Below are 20550 nucleotides of genomic sequence, written 5' to 3'. Positions count from 1 at the left end.
GCCGAAGATGAACGCGATCGCTCCCCTTTCCCAGCAGATCTGGGACATGAAATACCGCCTGAAGGGCCCGGACGGGCAGCCGGTCGACCAGACCCTGGAAGACAGCTGGCGCCGGATCGCGAAGGCGCTCGCCTCGGTGGAGGGCGCCGACGCGGCGCGTTGGGAGGAGACCTTCTACCGCGCGCTCGAGGATTTCCGCTTCATTCCCGCAGGCCGGATCATCGCCGGAGCCGGCGCCTCGCGGCGGGTGACGCTGTTCAACTGCTTCGTCATGGGGACAGTCCCCGACGACATGGCCGGCATCTTCGAACATCTGAAGGAAGCCGCGCTGACCATGCAGGCGGGCGGCGGCATCGGCTACGACTTCTCCACGCTCCGGCCGAAGGGCGCGCCGGTGAAAGGCGTCGGAGCCGACGCCTCGGGGCCGCTCAGCTTCATGGATGTCTGGGACGCCATGTGCCGGACCATCATGTCCGCCGGCCACCGACGCGGCGCGATGATGGCCACCATGCGCTGCGATCACCCCGACATCGAAGCCTTCATCGCCGCCAAGGAGGATCCGGGCCGGCTGCGCATGTTCAACCTGTCGGTGCTGGTGACCGATGCCTTCATGGAGGCGGTCAAGGCCGACGACAGCTGGGAACTGACCTTCGGCGGGCGGACCTACCGCTCGCTGCGCGCCCGCGATCTCTGGGACCGCATCATGCGCGCGACCTACGCCTATGCCGAACCGGGCGTGATCTTCATCGACCGCATCAACCAGCGCAACAACCTGCACTACTGCGAGGAAATCGCGGCGACCAATCCCTGCGGGGAGCAGCCGCTGCCGCCCTACGGCGCGTGTCTGCTGGGCTCGATCAACCTCGCCGCGCTGGTCGTCGACCCCTTCACCGACGACGCCCGGCTGGACGAGGACCGGCTGGCGGAACTGGTGCCGGTGGCGGTGCGGATGATGGACAACGTCACCGACGTCTCCAATTTCCCGCTGGAGGAACAGCAGAAGGAGGCGCAGGCCAAGCGCCGCATCGGCCTGGGCGTCACCGGCCTCGCCGACGCACTGATCATGTGCCGCGCGCGCTATGGCTCCGAGGAAGCCGTGGCGATGACGGAGCGGTGGATGGCCGCGATCCGCCGCCACGCCTATCTCGCGTCCGCCGAACTGGCGCGGGAAAAAGGTCCGTTCCCCCTGTTCGACCGGGACCGCTATCTGGCGGGAGAGAGCATCGGGGAACTGGACGCCGACGTCCGGGAGGCGATCGCGCGCGACGGGGTGCGCAATGCGCTGGTCACATCGATCGCGCCCACGGGCACCATCTCCCTGTTCGCCGACAACATCTCCTCGGGGCTCGAGCCCGTGTTCAGCTTCGCCTACAACCGCGCCGTTCTCATGCCCGATGGCTCCAGGCGGGAGGAGGAGGTGACCGACTACGCCTTCCGGCTCTGGCGGCGCATGCACGGCGACCGGCCTCTGCCGGACTACTTCGTCGACGCCCAGTCGCTCAGCCCGGCCGAGCATGTCGCCATGCAGGCCGCGGTCCAGAAGTACATCGACGCATCGATCTCCAAGACCATCAACTGCCCCGAAGAGATCGGCTTCGAGGATTTCAAGGACATCTACCTGCTGGCCTACGAGAGCGGTTGCAAGGGCTGCACGACCTACCGTCCGAACGAGGTCACCGGCGCCGTTCTGTCGGTGAAAAAGAAGGAAACGGACAAGGCGGCGGACGAGCAGGCCGAACTGCCGCTGGCGCCGCGGGCCGAGGCGGCGAAGCCGCAACCGAAGGCGAAGGATCCCTACGAGTCCGGCGGCGTCGTCTACATGACGCAGCCGCTGGACCGGCCCGGCGTGCTGCCCGGCCAGACCTACAAGCTGAACTGGCCGGAAAGCGACCACGCCATCTACATCACGCTGAACGACATCATCCAGGATGGCCGCCGGCGGCCCTTCGAGATCTTCGTCAATTCCAAGAATGTCGAGCATTTCGCCTGGACGGTGGCGCTGACGCGGATGATCTCCGCGGTCTTCCGCCGCGGCGGCGATGTCAGCTTCGTCGTCGAGGAACTCAAGGCGGTTTTCGACCCGCGCGGCGGCGCCTGGATCAAGGGCCGCTACGTGCCCTCCATGCTGGCCGCCATCGGCGAGGTGATCGAGAAGCACATGATCTCCATCGGCTTCATGGCCGATCCGAAGCGGCCCGAGCTGGAGGCCCAGGCGAAGACCATCGCCGTGGGCGAGCCGAACACGCCCGCCGCCATGCGCCAGTGCCCGCGCTGCGGCGAGGCCAGTCTGGCGCGCATGGAGGGCTGCGACACGTGCCTTTCCTGCGGCCATTCGAAGTGCGCCTGAGCGGCCGGAATTCATCGGACAGGGGGCGGCTCCGCCCCTGCGGCGGCGGCGCGGCGCGGCAATGGCGGCATCTGATGCCATCGCTTGTCATGCTGGCCGCGTCCCTGCTTCCGGCTGGCGCGGGCCTCGCCCAGGAAGATCCGCTGAAATGGCTGCCGCCCGGCTCGACGGTCCAGACGACACTGAGCGAACGCCCCGCCCGCTGGATCCGGGCCGAGATGCAGGGCGGGACAATGGGCTACATGGCCCGGCTGGGGGAACTCGCCTTCCGCAGCCCGCTGACCCTCGGGCGGGAAGCGGCGCGCCGGGGGCTCTCCTGCGACGCCTGCCACCCGAACGGCGCGGCCAATGTACGATTCTTCGTTCCCGGCGCTTCGGACAGGCCCGGCAATGTCGACGTCACGCACCTCGAGTTCCATTTCCGCGAGGACGACGGGATCGACAATCCGGTCAACATCCCGAGCCTTCGCGGTGTGCGGCTGACCGCTCCCTACGGCCATGACGGCCGCGTCGCCAGCCTGCGCGACTTCAGCCGCCACGTGATCATGAACGAGTTCGGCGGCCCGGAAATCGAACCCTGGCTGCTCGACGCTCTGGTCGCATATCAGCAGCAACTAGCCCTCCCGCCCCGTCCCGGGACCACCGACGAAGCCGCCGCCGGCCGTGACGCCTACGGCGACCATTGCGCGGCGTGTCATGGCGATGTCGACGCCCTGCCACCACCGGCGCGCCACGACATCGGCACGGGCGGCTTTTTCGAACCGCCGGCCGTCTTCGGCCTTGCCGAGACCGCGCCCTATCTGCACGACGGATCGGCGCCCACGCTCCGGGCCGCCGTGGCGGCGCATCGCGATCCGCCGCCGGCGGAGGCGCTGGAACCGATCCTTGCCTGGCTCCAGGCCGCCGGGGCGGTCACGCGGCGGTTCGATCCGGAGACACCGGCCGGAGATCTGGCGCGTCTGCTCGGCTTCCTGGCAGTGCTCAACCAGCCGCTTCTGGACGAGGATTTCGTCCGCGCCGACCGGATCGCGGACATGGTGGCGATGGAGGTCGGACGGGTGCATCGCCGCTACCGCCCCGAGGCGACGGAGGCGCGGGACGCGACGCGGTCCTGGGCGAAGGACCTGAAGCAGGTGACGGCGCTCGCCGCCGCACGCCGGTTTCCCGAGGCGCGCGCCGCCCTGGCCGCACTCGGCGAAGCGATGCAAGCCGCCCTCCCCCGGCTGGAGGCGGCGCGCGAACTGTCGCTTTATGCCGCAACGGCCGCCGACTGACCCGCTTAACCCGGCGCGGCGGCGATGATATGGTCCGCGCCTTTCCCGCAAGAGACGGAACGGACGTGCAGAATCAGAAGGCTTCGAAGGGCGCGGGACGGCGGACGCCGACGGGCAGGCTCGTGCGCCGGATCTGGTCGGACTACATGTCCCGCTACAAGCGGGACCTGGTCATCGGCCTGATCTCCATCGCCGTGGTCGCCGGCACGACCGGCGCCATCGCCCACATGATGGAGCCGATCATCAACGAGATCTTCATCAACCAGAACCGCGAGGAGCTGTTCGGGATCCCGCTGATCATCGTCGGCATCTTCACCGTCATGGCGGTGGCGACCTTCGGCCAGCACTATGTGATGCGCGCGGTCGGCATTCGTGTGGCCAACGACGTCCAGGGCGATCTCTACGACCGCATGATCCGCTCCGATCTGCGGTTCTTCTACAATCACACCGTGGGGCAATCGATCAGCCGATTCCTCACCGACGCGCAGATGATGCAGGAAGCGCTGGCGACGACCTTCGTGGCCCTGGTGCGGGACTCCATGACCGCCATCGCGCTGATCATCGTGATGTTCACCAAGGACTGGCAGATGGCGCTGGTGGCGATGATCGTGCTGCCGGCGGCCGGCCTGCCCATCGCGCGCATCGGCCGGCTCTCGCGGAAATCGTCGCAGCAGGTACAGCAGGCATCGGGCTTTCTCGCCTCGTTCCTGTCCGACACCCTGTCGAGCATCCGGCAGGTCAAGGCCTACAACCGCGAGGACTACGAGGCCCGCCGCGCCAGAGACGCGCTGGCGGTCCGGCTCGCGACCCTGTTGAAGAACCTGCGCGTGCGCGCGCTGATCAGCCCGATCATCGAGGTCATCGCCGGCATCGCGGTGGCCGCCGCGGTGCTGTATGGCGGCATCAGGGTGATCGAGGGCGCACTGACGCCCGGCGCCTTCTTCGCCTTTCTCACCGCGTTGCTGCTCGCCGCGTCGCCGATCCGCCAGCTCGGCAAGGTCAACGCTGCCTTCCAGTCGGGCCTGGCGGCGGCGGAACGGCTGTTCGACGCGCTGGACAGCCTGCCGCAGATCGAGGACCGCTCCGGCGGACGGGAACTGAAGGTGCCGCGCGGCCATGTCCGCTTCGACGACGTCCGCTTCGTCTACCCCGACGGCACCGAGGCCCTGCACGGCATCACGCTGGAATGCCGGCCCGGCGAGACCATCGCGCTGGTCGGCCAGTCCGGCGGGGGCAAATCGACGATCCTCAACCTCGTCGGACGCTTCTATGACACCAGCGGCGGCCAGGTGACGATCGATAACCAGGCGGTCGACGCCGTCAGCGTCGAAAGCCTGCGCCGCGCCATCGGTTTCGTCAGCCAGGAAACCGCCCTGTTCGATGACACGGTGCGCGCCAATATCGCCTATTCCAAGCCCGACGCGACCGACGACGAGATCGAGGCCGCGGCCGAGGGCGCAAACGCCCACGGCTTCATTGCGGCGCTGCCGGACGGCTATCAGACCGTGGTGGGTTCGGCCGGGTTCCGGCTCTCGGGCGGCCAGCGTCAGCGAATCGCCATCGCACGGGCCATGCTGCGCGACGCCCCAATCCTGTTGCTGGACGAAGCAACGTCGGCGCTGGATACCGATTCCGAACGAAAGGTCCAGGCGGCCCTCAACCATCTGCAGAAGGGCCGTTCGACCATCACCGTGGCCCACCGGCTTTCCACCGTGATCAACGCCGACCGGATCTACGTCATCGAGGACGGCCGGGTGGCGGAATCCGGCAGCCATGGCGAGTTGATGGCGCGCGGCGGGCGCTATGCCGAGCTCTATTCGGGCGACGCGGAGATCACGGCTGCGGCGGCAGTCGGGGCCGAATGATCCTCTGGCTTTACCGGCGGGCGGGCCGCGCGGCCGCGCCGCTCGGCCAGGCGCTGCTTCGCCGCCGTCTGCGCGCCGGCAAGGAAGACCCGGACCGGATCGGGGAGCGCATGGGCCACGCCTCCCTGCCCCGGCCCGACGGGCCGCTGATCTGGCTGCACGCCGCAAGCGTCGGAGAGGCGCAGTCCGTGCTCCGCCTGATCCACCGGCTGCGCGCCGAACGCCCCGAAACGTCCATCCTGATCACCACGGGTACGGTGACGTCAGGAAAGATGCTGTCGCGGGACCTGCCCGACGGCGCCCTGCATCAGTACGTGCCCGTCGATCTGCCGGACGCGACAGGGCGTTTCATCGGCCACTGGCGGCCCGACATGGCAATCTGGATCGAAAGCGAGCTGTGGCCGAATCTGCTCGCCGCCATGGCGGGCACAGGCCGGCCCATGGCGCTGATCAACGGCCGGATGTCGCGCCGTTCCTGGCGGCGCTGGCGGCTGGCGTCCGGCGCGGCGCGGGAACTGCTCTCGGCCTTCCGCCTGATCCTGGCGCAGACCGACGAGGCGGCAGCCCGTTTCGCCGACCTGGGCGGCGGCAATGTCCGCTGCGAGGGCAACCTGAAATACGCCGCCGATCCCCTGCCCGCCGACGAGGAAGACCTGGCGCGCCTGCGGGAGATCGTGGCCGCGCGGCCGTTCTGGATCGCCGCCAGCATCCATCCGGGCGAGGACGACATCGCGCTGGATGCCCACCTGACCCTGCGTGACAGTTTCCCGGACCTGCTCACCGTTCTGGTGCCGCGTCATCCCGCACGCGCCGCCGACATGGCCCGCAAGGCGGAAAAGCGCGGGATCGCGTGGTGCCAGCGCACGGCCGGGCAGACGCCGGGCCCCGACTGCGGCGTCTACATTGCCGACACCATCGGAGAACTGGGCCTGTTCTACCGTCTGGACGGGCCGGTCTTCGTGGGCGGCTCGCTGGTCCCCCATGGCGGGCAGAACCTGCTGGAGCCCGCGCGCTTCGGGCGTGGCCTGCTGACCGGTCCCCATACCCACAACTTCGCCGACGTGGTCGCGGATCTGCGCTCCGAAGGCGCCCTGATCGAAGTGCAGGACAGCGAGGAACTCGCCGCCTCCCTCGCGCGGCTGATCGCCCACGCGGACGAGCGCAACAGCCTCGGCGCGCGGGCGCTCGCCATCGCGGCCCGCCAGTCGGCGGTTCTGGACCGGGTCATGGCCCGCCTGGAGCCGCTGTTGCCCGGGTCATGAAGGCCCCGCATTTCTGGGCGCCCGGCGGTGCCGCCCTGCCGCGGCTGGCGCTGCGGCCCCTCACTCTGCCCTGGCGGGCGGCCGCTTGGCTGCGGCGAGCGACGGCCAATCCCCATGACCCCGGCGTTCCAGTGATCTGCGTCGGCAATCTCGTCATGGGGGGCGCCGGCAAGACCCCCACTGTCCGGATGCTCGCCGACTGGTTCCGCGCCCATGGGCTACGGCCGGGCGTGCTGAGCCGGGGTTATGGCGGCGGACTGTCGAGACGGGGCGCAACCCTGGTCGATGCGTCGCGCCACAGCGCGGCGGAGGTCGGCGACGAAGCCCTGCTTCACGCCGCGCACGGCCCGACGGTGGTCGCCGCCGACCGCCGCCGCGGCGCGGAACTGCTGGCGCGCCATGCCGACGTCATCGTGATGGATGACGGCCATCAGAATCCGGCCCTGGTCAAGGCGCTCTCGATCATCGTCGTCGACACCGCATACGGCTTCGGCAACGGCGCGGTCTTTCCCGCCGGCCCGCTCAGGGAAAGCGTCGCCACCGGCCTCGGCCGCGCCAACGCCGTGATCGCCATTGGCGGCGGAAGCATCGGCGAACGGCTGCAGCGCGGGCCTCTTCCCGTGCTGCGGGGCGATCTCATTCCCGATAGGGCGGCCGAGGTGCTGGCCGGCCGCAAAGTCTACGCCTTCTGCGGCATTGCCCGGCCCGGGAAGTTCCGGGACACCCTGCGCGGCATCGGTGCGGAGATCGCCGGCCATCGGGACTTCCCCGACCATCACCCCTTCCGCAAGACCGAGATCGAGGCGGTGCTGAAGGCGGCAGCGGCGGAGAAGGCCACGCCGGTGACGACCGCGAAGGACGCGGTCCGCCTGCCGCCGGATCAGCGCGCCAAGGTCACGGTCGTCGAGGTCGCCCTGCGGCTCGACCAGCCGGAAAGCCTCGAGGCCCTGCTGTCGCCGCTGCTCGCCCTCGCGCGGCCCTCAGGCGGCGCGGATGCGGCGCAGGACGGCTGAACAGGTCAGCACGATCCGGTCATCGGTGTAGATCTCGCCGCGGATGAAGACCGTCTTGGGCGTCCGCCGCACCACTTCGGCGCGAGCCTTGACCAAGTCCCCCTCCTCGCCGCTGGCCACGAATTCCGCGTTGAAGGCGACCGTGTAGACGCCGCGGTCGTCCGTCCCTTCGGTGGCGGTACCGCACATCATCAGGTCGGCGAAGGTCATCAGCAAGCCGCCATGGACGATGCCGCCGGAGTTGCAGTGCTTGCGCTCGGCGCGGAAGGCGAACTGCACCCGGCCCCCCTTCTTGCGCCAGTGGAAGGGGCCGGTGTTGACCTCGTGCGGGTCTTCCGGGTCGAAATGGCGGTAGTGCTCGTCCGGATTGCGCTTGTTGGCGAAATAGTCGGTCTTGTCGTCCATGAATCCTCCCCCTCGGCGGCCGGATCATCGGCAGGCAGTTGCTGCCTGTCCAGCCCCGAAGGGACCGCTCAGCGCGCCGCGCGGCGGACCAGCGCCCGGGCAGCTGCGTCGGCTATGGCGTCGGCGTCGATGCCCTGATCGGCATAGAGGTCGATCGTGTCGCCCGACTGGCCGAAGCGCGTGACGCCCAGCGCCTCGGTCGCGTGTCCTTTCACACCACCCAGCCAGGCGAGCGTCGCGGGATGGCCGTCGATCACGGTGACCAGGCCGGCATCCTGCGCCAGCCGGGCCAGCAGCGACGCGACATGGCTGCGCTCGCCGTCGCGTTTCCAGTGCCGATAGAGCCGGTCGGCCGAGGTCACCGCGAGCAGTCCCGCGCCGGGGCAGTCCGCCGCGACCTCCTCGAACGCCTTCAGCGCCTCGGCCGCGATCGCGCCCTGAAACGCGACGGCCACTTCAGCGTCGCCGGACGGTTCCACGAGCCAGCGCGCGCCGAGCACCGCCGCATCGCGCTCGTCCCCGGACAGTTCGCGCTCGGGCTGCGCCAAAGCCCGGGTGGAGAGCCTGAGATAGATCGCGGCGCCGTCGTCGGCCTGCATGTGGCGGAAGCCGAAAGCCATGATCGCCGCCAGTTCGTCGGCGAAGGCGGGCTCGTAGCTGAGCAGGCCCGGCTGGCCCAGGCCGATCAGCGGGGTCGAGACCGACTGATGCGCGCCGCCTTCCGGCGCCAGCGAGACGCCCGACGGCGTCGCGACCACCATGAACCGCGCATCCTGGTAGCAGGCGTAGTTCAGCGCATCGAGGCCCCGGGCAATGAAGGGATCGTAGAGGGTGCCCACCGGCAGGAGCCGGGCGCCGAACTGACGGTCGGCGAGCCCCGCCTGCGAGAGGAAGAGGAAGAGATTGTTCTCCGCGATGCCCAGTTCGACATGCTGGCCCGTCGGCGACTTCTCCCAGCGCTGCGGGGAGGCGACGCGCTCCTCGCGGAAGACATCCGCCTGCGGGTTGCGGTCGAAGATCTTCCGCCGGTTCACCCAGGGGCCGAGATTGGTCGAGACCGTGACGTCGGGGGAGGCCGTGATCATGCGCCGGGTGAAATCGCTGTCTTCCCGGCTCAGATCGTTGAGGATCCGTCCGAACGCCTCCTGCGTGGACATGCGCTCGGCTGCCGGCGCGGCGATCTCCGGCACGGCGATCAGGGGCGCCGGCGGCAGCGGCTCGCGGGCGTTGAAGGGCGCGGCGCGCAGGAAGGCCATCAGGTCGTCGGCATCGGCCTCCAGACCCGCAGTCGGCGACCATTCCTCGCCCTCGGCGACGCCCATGATCTCGCGGAAGCCGGCCATCTGATCCGGCGTCATGAGGCCCGCGTGATTGTCCTTGTGGCCGGCCAGCGGCAGACCGAAGCCCTTCACCGTGTAGGCGACGAAGCAGTGCGGCAGATCCGAATTGACGCCGCGGAGACCCTCCAGCACCGCCGCCATGTCGTGACCGGCCAGGTTGGTCATCAGGCGCTGCAGCGCCGCGTCATCGTGGCTGTCGAGGAACTCGCGCCCGCCATCGGCGTCCTTCAGATCGCGGGCCAGATGCTCCCGCCAGGCCGCGCCGCCCTTGAATGTGAGGGCGGAGTAGAGCTGGTTCGGGCAGTCGTCGATCCATGCCTTCAGCGCGCCGCCTGCGGGCCCCTCGAAGGCCTGCTGCTGCAGCTTGCCGTATTTCAGCGTCACCACTTCCCAGCCCACGGCGCGGAAGAAGCCGGTGATCTTCTCGAACAACCGGTCATTGACGACGCCATCCAGGCTCTGGCGGTTGTAGTCGATGATCCACCAGAGGTTCCGCACGTCGTGCTTCCAGCCCTCCAGCAGGGCCTCGAAGACATTGCCCTCGTCCAGCTCGGCGTCGCCCAGGACGGCGACCATGCGCGCCGGCGGCTCGCTGTCGTCGGCCAGACGGTGCAGACGGACATAGTCCTGGATCATCGAGGAGAACATGGTCGCCGCGACGCCCAGCCCGACGGACCCCGTCGAATAGTCCACGTCGTCGGCGTCCTTCGTCCGAGAGGGATAGGACTGCGCACCGCCCCAGGCCCGGAACCGCTCCAGCCGCTCCCGGCTCTGGCGGCCGAACAGATACTGGATGGCGTGGAAGACCGGCGAGGCGTGGGGTTTCACCGCGACCCGGTCCTCGGGCCTGAGCACCGCGAAATAGAGCGCGGTCATCAATGTCGAGACCGAAGCGCAGGAAGCCTGATGGCCGCCGACCTTCAGCCCGTCGCGGTTCTCGCGCACGTGGTTGGCGTGATGGATTGTCCAGGATGACAGCCACAGCACCTTCCGCTCCAGTTGCTGGAGCAGGTGTAGGTCGTTCATCGTCGCGCCGGTGTCGGGCATCTCCGGGCCTCCCGAATTCTGGCAGGCATGGTAGTGCGCGGCCGGGGCGCTGTCGAACGGCGGCGACGAATCGAACACGATTGCGCAGGATGGCCCGATGGCCCGGATCGGACTACTCTCGACGGAACACCCGCCTTCGCCGCTCGTGCTGGCACTCGCGCCCGTTCTGGCGGCGACGGGCTGCAGCGTGGCCGCTGCCATCGACGATTTCCTGCCGTTCGACTGCGACCGGCTGGAGGATGGGGGTCTGATGATGCTGCGCGGCGCAGGCGCGCAGGCGTCGGAGCGGATTCCGGCGGAGCGCGTCTTCTGGATCGGCGAGCCGCCCTTCACGCGCCCCATCCCCATCGGCCGCACGCTGGGTAAGGCGCGCTTCCACGAGGTCGCCGGGCTGCTGACCGGCAAGGCCCGCGGCGGCGCACTGGAGAAGGCGGTGATCGAGACCGGCGCCTATATACTGACCGGCCTGAAGGAGTTCGACCGCACCAGCGCCTTCTACGCTATGGAGGGCGGGCTGACATCCGGCACGGCGGCCGAACGCTTCGCGCTGATCTTCGGCGAGGACGCGTTGCGCAACCCGGGCGAGGTCGCGACGCTGGCGGAGAAACGCCGCGACGTCATGGCCGATCGGCGCGGCGCGATCAGCACCTGGAATGGCGGGCCGCTGCGCGCGGCGCTCGAGACCCTGGGACCCAGAGGCGCCATCGGCCGGATCGCGGAGGCCGGCTTCGTCACCGGACCCCGCAAGCCCGTCGCCCGCCTCTACGGCGAGGATGACGCCGCCCTCGACAAGGCCGAAGGCCAGGTCCGCAGCGCGCTGAAGCTCGGTTAGTCTCCGGCCGGCGTGCTCGGGCTCGACCCGAGAACCCAGACCGGCATGTATTTTCCTCCGGGCCCTCGGATCAAGTCCGTGGGCGCCGTCATCTCGGGCATCACTATTTCCGCTTGTAACCCGTGACCCGCGTCAGCGTCTTCGGAATGAACTCGGTCGCGGTGACATTCTCGAAGCCGGCGGCTTCCAGGTAGCCGATGCACTCCGCGATCGAATGCGCGTGGCCGGTCGAGCCGGGAATCGCCTCGTAAAGGCCCCAGAGGGCCGGGCCGATCGGGCCCATGCGGTCATCGTCGACCATCTCCCCGATCAGGTGATACTCGCCGCCCGGCTCCAGCGCGTCGTGGATGCGCTGCACCAGCGCGCCGATGATCGCGCGGTCATAGATCGGCAGGTTGGAGGCCTGGATCGCCACGTCGCAGCCTCGGGGCAGCGGGTCGGCGGTGAAGTCGCAGACCTCGGCCCGGACGCGGGCGGCGACGCCGTGGTTTTCGATGTACTCGCGGGCCACCGGCACCACGGGCGGCAGATCGAGGACGACCCCCTCGATCTCCGGATAGGTGTCGGCGGCGACGATGCAGTAGGCGCCGGACCCGCCGCCAAGGTCCATGATGCGCCGCCGGCCGGACAGGTCCACCTCCCGGTGGAACTTGCGCGCCGCACCGAGACCGATCGAATAGGTCGCCTCATGATAAGCGCGCGCGCTTTCCTCGGTCAGGTCGTCATACATGCCGAGCCGGTCGGCCGGCGTGTCCTGCTTGAGGATCTCGGCCATGCGGTTCCAGTCGGGCCAGCTTTCCCTGAGGAAACACATCCAGGCGCCGGCATAGCCGGGCTTGCCCTTGACCAGGAAGCGGTCGACATCCGGCGGGTTCGCGTAGACGCCGCCCGCGTCACGGGTCACCAGGTCCATCCCGGCCAGAGCGTCGAGCAGCCGCTCCGCGTTGAGCGCGCCGATGCCGGCGGCGGCGCCCAGCTTCTCGACCGTGTTGTCGCCCGCGTCGATCAGCGTGAAGGCCTCAAGGTCGATGGCGGCGAAGAACGCGCCTGCTTCCCAGTAGCCCTTGGAGATGCGCTGCAAGCGCACCGTGTCGATCTTCGGTCCGGCCATTGAATCCTCCCCTCCTCAATGCGGAGCGGGGAAGGCTAGCACCGCGACGATTCCTTAACCATGCCATCCGATGATGGGACCCATGAGCAGGACGCCCAAAGCCGGATCGAAAGCCGCCGCCCGTGGCTGGGCGGCGCTGTCGCGCGGCCGGCCGGATCAGGCGCTGACCTGCTTCGACCAGGCCGCCGCCGCGCACCCGCGCGATTTCCAGGTCCACCAGGGCCGCGCCACCGCGCTGCAGGCGCTGGGCGATGCCGCCGGGGCCGTCGACGCTTTCGAGCGGGCGCTTTCGGTCGCGCCCGGCAATGCCGAGACCCTGATCGCGCTCGGTCGTCTCGCCCGCGACCTCAAGGCCTCCGAGCAGGCCGCCGGCTTCTTCCGTGAAGCGGCCATGGCAGAGCCTGGCTCGCCGGCGGCGGTCTGCGGCCTTGCCCACGCGCTACGCGACCTGGAGCGGCAGGAGGACGCTATCGAGCTCCTCCAGTCGGCGATCCAGCTCGACCAGACCTGTGCGCCGTTGTGGACGACGCTGGGCGCGGTGATGGCGGACCTGGAAGACCACGCGAACGCAGAGACCTTTCTGAATGAAGCGCTGCGGCTCGACCCGAAGGACGGCGCCGCCGCCGGCAACCTGGCGGAGGTGTTGTTCGCCGACGGCCGGCCCGGAGAAGCGCGCGCCGCCTACCGCGCCGCGCTGAAGCTCAGGCCCGGCGACGCTGCGCTACGCTTCAACCATGCCCTGTTCGCCCTGGCGGCGGGCGATATCGAGACGGGCTGGCGGGACTATGAGGCTCGTCTGGAGCCGATCTACCCCGGCTTCGTCCGCCGCGACCTGAAGCTGAAGCGCTGGAACGGCCGCGCCATGCCTGACGGCCGCCTGCTTGTCGCCGCCGAGCAGGGCGTTGGCGACGAACTGCACTTCCTGCACTGCCTGCCCGACGCGCGCGCCGCGTGCGGCGAGCTCTGGTGGGAATGCGATCCCCGGCTGGTGGAACTGCTCTCCCGCAGCTTCCCGGACGTACGCTTCGTCCCATGGCAGGGCTCTGAGAGGCCCGGCGTCCACCGGGGCTATGACTGGCTGGCCGAAGCGCCGAAATTCGACGCCTATATCGAGGCCGGCAGCCCGCAGACGATCTTCCGGCGGCGGCTGGAGGACTTCCCCGCCACACCGCCCCTGCTGACCGCCGAGGCTGGCCCGCGCACCGAACCCGGCCTGCGCGTCGGCATCTCATGGACCAGCACAAGGCGCAGCCGATTGCGCGACCGGGGCTATATCCCGCTCGAACACTGGGGCCCGGTCTTCGCCGTGCCGGGCGTTACCTGGGTGAACCTGCAATATGGCGACGTCTCGAAGGAAATCGCGGAGGCCGAGCGCCGCTTCGGCATCCGGATCGAACAGATGCCGGGCCTGGACATGAAGGACGACTTCGACAGGGTCGCGCGGCTCACCGCCGGCCTCGACCTGGTGATCGGGCCGACCAACACCTCGCGCCAGCTCGCGGCCAGCCTCGGCGTGCCGTCGCTCGTGCTTTCCCGCCTGCCCTACGAATTTGCGCTGGGCCAGCCGGTCAATCCGTTCTTTCCGAACATGACCGATTTCGTCCGCCTGCCGGACCGGGACTGGTCCCGCGCCGTCGGCGGCGTCGCCGCCCGGCTCGCGGAGCTGGCGCGCCGTCAGGCGGCGGCCTGAATCTCCCGCACCCGTTCCGCCAGCCGGAACAGGCCATGATCGACCAGCTTCAGCTCCGCCAGGTGGTCGACCGTGTTCAGAAGATAGTCCGAACAGGGTCCAAGCCAGCCTTCGGCCCTTGCGATCATCTGCGCGCTTTTCTCGAGGTCCAGCTTGCAGCAATAGCGCGGGCTCACGGGGTTGATGACGAAGGTCACGGCGCGGACTGGCCCGTCGGCAGTGTGTACGCGCACGACACGGGCGAGATAGGCGTCGCTGACCATCTCCCGGCGGAAGACGATGTCGAGTTCGTGCGCGGCAAGCTCCGGCGCGACGCGGAAGGCAACGCCCTGGCACGAGCCGCCCCTGTCGAGGCCCAGCACCAGCCCCGGCGCCTCGGGCGATCCGCGCCCCAGCGGCGTCTCCAGGCAGAAGCTGCGATGAAAGCCATGGATGCGGCCCGGACGGCTTTCGACGTAGTGGAAGGCCGGGTTCCAGATCAGCGAGCCATAGCCGAAGACCCAGACCGTCTCGCCCATCTCGGCCAGCACCCGCTCACGCTCGCGAATGCGGACCTCTTCCGGCAGACGCTGCAGCAGGCCCTTGCGCTCGGCCTCCTGCAGCCGCTCCTCGACCGCTCCTTCCAGGATGCCTTCGCGGGTAATCTTGTGTTCGCTGCTCATTCACCCACCGGCCTGCAATGGCTTTCGCGCATCAGAAGCGACAGCAGGAAGCCAATGCCGGACGCCACCGGGATGATCACCAGCGCCGTGTCGTAGTTGGCCGGCGTATAGACCGGCACCCCGCCGTCGGCGGACACCGTACCATCCCAGACCCAGTCGAGCACGATACCGATGATCGGCTGCAGCAGCGCGCCGCCGCCGACAAAGGCGCCATTGACGAAGCCCGTCACGGCGCCGCCGATGGAGGGCGGCGAAAGCTCCCGCCCCAGAGCGATGACGAGGATCATGGAGCCGCCGAACAGGCCGACCAGGAACAGAAGCACCTGATAGACCGGCAGCGGCAGCGTCGGGGCGTAGAGCATGGTCGCCCAGAGCACCAGCGAAAGGAGAGAAGCGAATATCAGCGGCAGCTTGCGGCGGCGGAAATAGTCCGAGAGGAAGCCGCCGAGGGGGCCGCCGATGGCGAAGCCGATGGTCATCAGGCTGGCGCTGAATCCGGCGATGTCGCGCTCGATGCCGTAGACCAGCATCATGTGCGGCACCCCCCAGAGCAGGCCGTAAGCCAGGAATGGCCCGGAGATGACGAGGCCGTAGATTGCGAGCACCCAGTTGTGGCCCAGGCTCATGGCCTGCACCAGCGAACGCCCGAGGCTCTGGTTGCCCGTCCGCTGCACGGGCCTGCCGTCGGGCCGGTCACGGACAACCAGCCAGATCAGCGCCGCCAGCACGACGCCCCAGACCGCCGTCACCAGCAGGGGATCGCGCCAGCCATAGGACTCGACCAGCGCGCCGAGCGGCCCCTGCGCCAGGAAACCGCCGATCATGGCGTACCCCATGGTCATGCCGGAAAAGAGTCCGAAGCGGTGCGGCGGTTGCCAGTGGGCCGCAAGCGTGAGCGCCGAAATGAAGCCCACGGCGGAACCCGCGCCGATCGCCAGTCGGCCCGCATAGGCGACCCAGATATTGTCCGCCAGGGCGAAGGTCGCCACGCCGAGCCCTGCGATCGCCATGCCGGAAGCAAGCAGCTTCTGCGGTCCCCAGCGGTCCAGAAGCAGGCCGACGGGAAGCTGCAGCAAGGCGTAGATGTAGAGATAGAGCGCGGCCAGATTACCCACGACGCCCGCGCCCGCGGCGAAGGCGCCCATCAACTGGTCGACCATGACGCTGGGGGCCGCCCGCTCGAAGAAGGCGTAGAAGAAGGCGTTGGCGCCCAGGAACCAGACGATCCAGGCGCGCAGGCCGCCGACGCGCGCCGAGGCGCTTTCGTCCATCGTGCCTGTGGTCATGCTGCCGCCCGCGCCGTCAGGCCGAACGCCTCCGCAAGCAGTTCATAGGAACGCACGCGGGCGTCGAAGTCGTGGCTGATGGTGACGATGACAAGCTCATCGGTGCCGTATCGTTCGGCGAGCGCCATGAGTTGCGAACGCACCGCCGCCGCGTCGCCGGCGATCGAACGGCCTCGATTGGCCTCCAGGATCGCCAGATCGTGGGGGCCATAGTCGTAGGCGTCGGCTTCCTCCGGCGTCGGGAACGGCGCCAGCTCCCCCTTCATCAGGCGGACCAGCCACAGATTGCGGGATTTGACCAGGTACTGAGCCCGCTCGTCGGTGTCTGCGGCCAGCGCGAAGACGCCGACCGAGGTCATCGGCGCGGGACAGTAGTCGGAGGGACGGAAGGCCTGCCGGTAGGCCGCTGTCACCTGGTCGCCGCCGCGCGGCGCGATGAAATGGGCGAAGGAGAACGGCAGACCGAAATGCGCCGCGTAGGAGGCGCTGTCCGCCGACGACCCCAGCAGCCAGACCTCCGGCGCGGTCGGCCCCTTCGGCTGAGCCTCGATGCCGAAGAAGGGATGACCCGGCTCCAGCGCGTCATTCAGGAAGCCGATCGTGTCCAGAACCTGCCGGGGGTAGTAGTCGACGGGTGCGGACCCCGGCCCCGCGCGCAGCACCTGCATGGTTCTCTGATCGCTGCCCGGCGCGCGGCCGAGGCCGAGATCGATGCGGCCCGGATGCAGGGTCTCCAGCATGCGGAAGCACTCCGCCACCTTCAGCGCCGAGTAGTGGTTCAGCATCACCCCGCCGGAGCCGACACGGATATGGCGCGTCGCCTGGGCAATGTGGCCGATCAGGATTTCGGGCGCGGCGCCGGCGAGCCCGGCGGAGGCATGGTGCTCGGCCAGCCAGTAGCGGTGATAGCCGAGCCGGTCGCAAACCCTTGCGAGTTCCACGCTTTCCCGCACGGCGTCCGCTGGCGTGCAGCCCGCGCGGATGGGACTCTGATCGAGTACGCTCAGGCGCAAGGCTGGTCTCTCCAGGTCGATGATCTACATTCCGGCCCTGTCATTTCACGCTCGCAGATAACGCGGAGGGGTTGGGGATGGAAGACCCGGATATTGCAAGGCTGCTCGGCTTCTGGTTCGGGGAACTGGAGCCGAAGGACTACTGGACCCGGAACGATGCGCTGGACGAGCGCATCCGGCGCGAGTTCGGCGCGCTGTACGAAAGGGCCGCAGCCGGCGGGCTGGACCACTGGCAGGAGACGCCGGAGGGGGCGCTGGCGCTGGTGATCGCGCTGGACCAGTTGCCCCGCAACATGTTCCGTGACGAACCGCGCGCCTTCGCAACCGACGCGAAGGCGCTGGACGTGGCGCAAAGGGCGATCGAGCGCGGCTTCGACCGGTGCCTGCCCGACGACCGGTGCATGTTCCTCTACATGCCGTTCGAACATTCCGAGGATCTGGCGGTTCAGGAACGCTCGCTGGAAATATTCCGCCGGCTCGGCCTGACCGACGAGGTCTACGGCTTCGTCGTCCGCCACCACGAGATCGTCGCGCGCTTCGGACGCTTCCCGCACCGGAACCGCATTCTGGGCCGGGAGACGACACCGGAGGAAGCTGCCTTCCTGAAGGAGCCAAACAGCTCCTTCGGCGGCTACTAGAGCTGCCGCACGGCCGTCGCGCTGCGGATCATGCGGTTCATCAGGATGACCGGGCCGATGCCGGCGAGGACGATGATCAACGCCGGCAGCGCCGCCTGTTCCAGCAGTTCGTCCTTGGCGTACTGGTAGACGAAGGTCGCCAGGGTCTCGAAGTTGAAAGGCCGCAGCAGCAGCGTCATCGGCAGTTCCTTCATCACGTCGACGAAGACCAGCAGGCCGGCCGCCATCACCGAGCTGCGGATGAAGGGCAGCACCACCTGCACGACGCCGCCGGAGAAGCTGCGGCCCAGGACGCGGCTGGCATTCAGCAGGTTGGGCGGCATGCGGCCCACGCCCGTGACCAGGGCGCCATAGCCCACCGCCTGGAAGCGCACCAGACAGGCGAGCAGCACCAGGGCGATGGTGCCCGTCAGGTACCAGCCGCCAGGCAGGCCCAGACCCTCGACGAAGACGCCCGCGATGACATCGTCCACCGCCCCTGCGAAGGTGAGCACGCCGATGGCGAGAATGGTGCCGGGAAAGGCGTAGCCGGTCGCCGCCAGCCCGGCCAGGATCCTGAGCGGGCGATTGCCCCGCCAGGTGACGGTGACCGCAAGAATGGCCGAGCACAGGAGCACCAGCACGGCGACCGCCGCCGCGACCCAGACCGAGTTCAGGGCCACGGCGAAGACCGTGGCGTAGTCGTCCAGCGAATGGCCGCGCAGCACGAAACCGGTCAGGATCGCGGCAGGGAAGACGAAGCCCAGCGCTACCGGAATCAGACAGGCCACGGCGCAGCCGGCGGCGCGCCAGCCGGTCAGCCGCCGGGGCCTCGGCGGCGTCACCCGCCGCCCCGAATCCGCATAGCGCCGCCGCGACCGCGCGTAGAGCTCCATCACCAGAAGTGTGACGACGAAAAGCACGGCGACGATGGAGATCTGCGCCGCGCCCGGCAGGCTGTTCATGCCCAGCCAGACATTGAAGATGCCGAGCGTGAGCGTCTCCAGCGCGAAATACTCGACGGTGCCGAAGTCGGAGATCGTCTCCATCAGCACCAGCGCCAGCCCGGCGGCCATCGCCGGCCGCGCCATGGGCAGGGCGACGGTGAGGAAGACGTTGCGGTCATGCGCACGGGCCACGTCGTAGAGGGATTCCGGCGTCATCCGGAAGGCGATCCGCGTCATCATGTAGACGTAAGGATAGAGCGTCGCGCCCATCACCAGGATGGCGCCACCCATGGAGCGGATCTCGGGGAACCAGTATTCACGCGACGTCCGCCAGCCGAACAGGTCCCTGAGCACGCCCTGCACCGGTCCGGCGTATTCGAGGAAGTCCGTATAGGTGTAGGCGACGATGTAGGCGGGCACCGCCGCCGGCAGCAGCAGCGCCCATTCCAGGACGCGGCGTCCCGGAAAGCTGTAATGGGTGACGAACCAGGCGGCCCCCGCGCCGAAGGCCAGCGCCACCGCGCCGACCCCGGTCATCAGGATGACGGTATTGGCGACATAGGTCGGCAGCACCGTCTGGAGCAGATGCGGCCAGAGACCTTCGCTGTCCTGCGCGGCGGCGAAGAACACGGCCAGGATCGGGCCCAGAAGGACCCCCGCCAGCAGGACCACCAGCAGGGTCGAAGGGCGCAGCAGCCACCCGCCCGCTCGCGGCGGCGCGGCGGCTGCGTCGGTCGCTACCATCCGACCCTGTCGATGATCTTCTGGGCCTCCGGCGCCAGCTCCGCGATGCGGTAGATGGGCAGGTCATCGGCCTTGAAAGCGCCCCACTCCGCGAGCGACGCCGGGGTCTCGACAGCCGGGTTCACCGGGTACTCGGTATTGACCTCGGCGTAGAGCCGCTGCGCCTCGGGGCTGGTCAGGAATTCGAGGAAGCGGATGGCGTCGGCCTTGTTGTCGGCGTACTTCGCGACGCCCCCGCCGGAGATGTTGATGTGGCTGCCGCGGTCGTCCTGGTTGGTGAAGACAAGCCGCACCGAGTCCGCCCATTCGTGATGCTCGGGCGTCTCGGAGGTCTTCAGCTTGCCATAGTAGTAGTGGTTGATGATGGCGACGTCGCATTCGCCTTCGTGGATCGCCTTGATCTGGGCGCGGTCGTTGCCCTGCGGACGGCGTGCCAGATTGGCGACCAGACCCTCGGCCCATGCCTCGGCCTGGTCGACGCCGTGCGCGGCGATCAATGAGGCCAGCAGGGCGCGGTTGTAGACGTGACTGCCGGGCCGGGAGCAGATCCGGCCCTCCCATTTCGGGTCGGCGAGATCCTCGATCCGGGTGATGGCGCCCGGCTCGACCCGCTCCCTGGAAACCGCGACCACCCGCGTGCGGATGGACAGGCCGAACCAGCGGCCCTCCGGGTCGCGCAGGTGCGCCGGAATGTTCTGTTCCAGCACGTCGGAATCGACGCTCGCCAGCAGGTCCTTGTCCGCGTAGACGCCCAGCCGGCCGATATCGACCGTCAGCACCAGGTCGGCGGGGCTGCGCTCGCCCTCCACCAGCAGGCGCTGGGCCAGACCCTTGGAGGCGTAGACGACGTTCACCTTCACATCCGTCTGCTCGGTGAACGCGTCGATGAAGGGCTGGATCAGGAAGGGCTGGCGGTGGGAGTAGATGTCCAGTTCCCCTTCCGCCGCGGCAAGATCGCCGGCGGCCAGCGTGGCGGCGGCGAGAACGCCGGCGCCAAGCGCGAAAGCTCGGACGCGCGCGGCGGCGGGCCGGCCGCCATGACGGACAGCATTGAACGCTTGCATGGATGTCCTCCCCAGGAATCGGATGGGCGGT

Annotated in this window: 16 protein-coding genes; 8 read left to right on the top strand and 8 right to left on the bottom strand. The window is 68.9% G+C overall.

Translation table 11 applies throughout. From position 1 onward, the window contains the following. Positions 1–7 precede the first annotated feature (7 nt). From TEF_09110 to TEF_09090, 5 genes are all read left to right on the top strand, one after another. Positions 8–2347 carry a ribonucleoside-diphosphate reductase, adenosylcobalamin-dependent gene (locus TEF_09110; GenBank protein ANK80934.1) on the top strand — a complete coding sequence of 780 codons (2340 nt, stop codon included), beginning with the start codon at positions 8–10 and terminating at the stop codon, positions 2345–2347. Between the two features lie 89 nt (positions 2348–2436). Continuing rightward, complete coding sequence (locus TEF_09105; protein ID ANK80933.1) at positions 2437–3621, top strand: hypothetical protein; 1185 nt, start codon at positions 2437–2439, stop codon at positions 3619–3621. A 65-nt stretch (positions 3622–3686) separates the two neighbouring features. After that, positions 3687–5486 carry a hypothetical protein gene (locus TEF_09100; GenBank protein ANK83383.1) on the top strand — a complete coding sequence of 600 codons (1800 nt, stop codon included), beginning with the start codon at positions 3687–3689 and terminating at the stop codon, positions 5484–5486. Beyond that, on the top strand, positions 5483–6748 hold the full coding sequence (locus TEF_09095; protein ID ANK80932.1) for a hypothetical protein: 1266 nt from the start codon (positions 5483–5485) through the stop codon (positions 6746–6748). Before TEF_09100 ends, TEF_09095 begins: the two co-directional genes overlap by 4 nt. Next, positions 6745–7761 (top strand): tetraacyldisaccharide 4'-kinase, encoded by a 1017-nt coding sequence (locus TEF_09090; GenBank protein ANK80931.1) that lies wholly within the window; start codon positions 6745–6747, stop codon positions 7759–7761. The genes TEF_09095 and TEF_09090 overlap by 4 nt, the downstream gene beginning before the upstream one ends. Here the strand turns inward: TEF_09090 and TEF_09085 are convergent. Together TEF_09085 and TEF_09080 are read right to left on the bottom strand one after the other, a co-directional pair. Continuing rightward, entirely contained in the window at positions 7729–8166 is a 438-nt protein-coding gene (locus TEF_09085; protein ID ANK80930.1) for a hypothetical protein, read from the bottom strand. The genes TEF_09090 and TEF_09085 overlap by 33 nt on opposite strands. 68 nt (positions 8167–8234) lie before the next feature. After that, entirely contained in the window at positions 8235–10553 is a 2319-nt protein-coding gene (locus TEF_09080; GenBank protein ID ANK83382.1) for a transketolase, read from the bottom strand. 97 nt (positions 10554–10650) lie between these two features. Between TEF_09080 and TEF_09075 the strand changes: the two genes are divergently transcribed. After that, positions 10651–11385 carry a hypothetical protein gene (locus TEF_09075; GenBank protein ANK80929.1) on the top strand — a complete coding sequence of 245 codons (735 nt, stop codon included), beginning with the start codon at positions 10651–10653 and terminating at the stop codon, positions 11383–11385. Positions 11386–11488: 103 nt separating this feature from the next. Here the strand turns inward: TEF_09075 and TEF_09070 are convergent, their stop codons facing one another. After that, positions 11489–12496, bottom strand: a complete 1008-nt coding sequence (locus tag TEF_09070; protein ANK80928.1) for a hypothetical protein — start codon at positions 12494–12496, stop codon at positions 11489–11491. An 82-nt stretch (positions 12497–12578) separates the two neighbouring features. Between TEF_09070 and TEF_09065 the strand changes: the two genes are divergently transcribed. Next, positions 12579–14186: a hypothetical protein gene (locus tag TEF_09065; GenBank protein ANK80927.1), complete on the top strand. Its 1608-nt coding sequence runs from the start codon at positions 12579–12581 to the stop codon at positions 14184–14186. On the opposite strand, the gene TEF_09060 is transcribed toward TEF_09065, so the two are convergent. The 3 genes from TEF_09060 to TEF_09050 are packed head-to-tail and all read right to left on the bottom strand — an operon-like array spanning position 14171 to position 17147. After that, positions 14171–14848: a hypothetical protein gene (locus TEF_09060; GenBank protein ANK80926.1), complete on the bottom strand. Its 678-nt coding sequence runs from the start codon at positions 14846–14848 to the stop codon at positions 14171–14173. The two genes, TEF_09065 and TEF_09060, sit on opposite strands and share 16 nt — an antisense overlap. Further along, positions 14845–16119, bottom strand: coding sequence for a hypothetical protein (locus TEF_09055; GenBank protein ANK83381.1), 1275 nt, complete (start codon positions 16117–16119; stop codon positions 14845–14847). The genes TEF_09060 and TEF_09055 overlap by 4 nt, the downstream gene beginning before the upstream one ends. A gap of 11 nt (positions 16120–16130) precedes the next feature. Next, positions 16131–17147 carry a hypothetical protein gene (locus tag TEF_09050; protein ANK80925.1) on the bottom strand — a complete coding sequence of 339 codons (1017 nt, stop codon included), beginning with the start codon at positions 17145–17147 and terminating at the stop codon, positions 16131–16133. A gap of 77 nt (positions 17148–17224) precedes the next feature. Here TEF_09050 and TEF_09045 point away from each other — a divergent pair, with 77 nt between their 5' ends. Next, on the top strand, positions 17225–17785 hold the full coding sequence (locus tag TEF_09045) for a hypothetical protein (protein ID ANK80924.1): 561 nt from the start codon (positions 17225–17227) through the stop codon (positions 17783–17785). Here TEF_09045 and TEF_09040 read toward each other — a convergent pair. Beyond that, positions 17782–19455, bottom strand: a complete 1674-nt coding sequence (locus TEF_09040) for an ABC transporter permease (GenBank protein ID ANK80923.1) — start codon at positions 19453–19455, stop codon at positions 17782–17784. The two genes, TEF_09045 and TEF_09040, sit on opposite strands and share 4 nt — an antisense overlap. After that, positions 19449–20423 carry an iron ABC transporter substrate-binding protein gene (locus TEF_09035; GenBank protein ANK83380.1) on the bottom strand — a complete coding sequence of 325 codons (975 nt, stop codon included), beginning with the start codon at positions 20421–20423 and terminating at the stop codon, positions 19449–19451. The genes TEF_09040 and TEF_09035 overlap by 7 nt, the downstream gene beginning before the upstream one ends. Positions 20424–20550 lie beyond the last annotated feature (127 nt).

The sequence above is a fragment of the Rhizobiales bacterium NRL2 genome (genome assembly GCA_001664005.1).
Classification (GTDB): Bacteria; Pseudomonadota; Alphaproteobacteria; order Minwuiales; family Minwuiaceae; genus Minwuia.
This window is presented reverse-complemented; position numbering and strand designations above follow the sequence as displayed.

Bases quoted from the DNA above. Each gene is read 5' to 3' on its own strand.
- TEF_09110 (ANK80934.1), top strand. From the start codon at position 8: ATGAACGCGATCGCTCCCCTTTCCCAGCAGATCTGGGACATGAAATAC.
- TEF_09105 (ANK80933.1), top strand. From the start codon at position 2,437: ATGCTGGCCGCGTCCCTGCTTCCGGCTGGCGCGGGCCTCGCCCAGGAA.
- TEF_09095 (ANK80932.1), top strand. From the start codon at position 5,483: ATGATCCTCTGGCTTTACCGGCGGGCGGGCCGCGCGGCCGCGCCGCTC.
- TEF_09090 (ANK80931.1), top strand. From the start codon at position 6,745: ATGAAGGCCCCGCATTTCTGGGCGCCCGGCGGTGCCGCCCTGCCGCGG.
- TEF_09085 (ANK80930.1), bottom strand. From the start codon at position 8,166: ATGGACGACAAGACCGACTATTTCGCCAACAAGCGCAATCCGGACGAG.
- TEF_09080 (ANK83382.1), bottom strand. From the start codon at position 10,553: ATGCCCGACACCGGCGCGACGATGAACGACCTACACCTGCTCCAGCAA.
- TEF_09075 (ANK80929.1), top strand. From the start codon at position 10,651: ATGGCCCGGATCGGACTACTCTCGACGGAACACCCGCCTTCGCCGCTC.
- TEF_09070 (ANK80928.1), bottom strand. From the start codon at position 12,496: ATGGCCGGACCGAAGATCGACACGGTGCGCTTGCAGCGCATCTCCAAG.
- TEF_09065 (ANK80927.1), top strand. From the start codon at position 12,579: ATGAGCAGGACGCCCAAAGCCGGATCGAAAGCCGCCGCCCGTGGCTGG.
- TEF_09060 (ANK80926.1), bottom strand. From the start codon at position 14,848: ATGAGCAGCGAACACAAGATTACCCGCGAAGGCATCCTGGAAGGAGCG.
- TEF_09055 (ANK83381.1), bottom strand. From the start codon at position 16,119: ATGGACGAAAGCGCCTCGGCGCGCGTCGGCGGCCTGCGCGCCTGGATC.
- TEF_09045 (ANK80924.1), top strand. From the start codon at position 17,225: ATGGAAGACCCGGATATTGCAAGGCTGCTCGGCTTCTGGTTCGGGGAA.
- TEF_09040 (ANK80923.1), bottom strand. From the start codon at position 19,455: ATGGTAGCGACCGACGCAGCCGCCGCGCCGCCGCGAGCGGGCGGGTGG.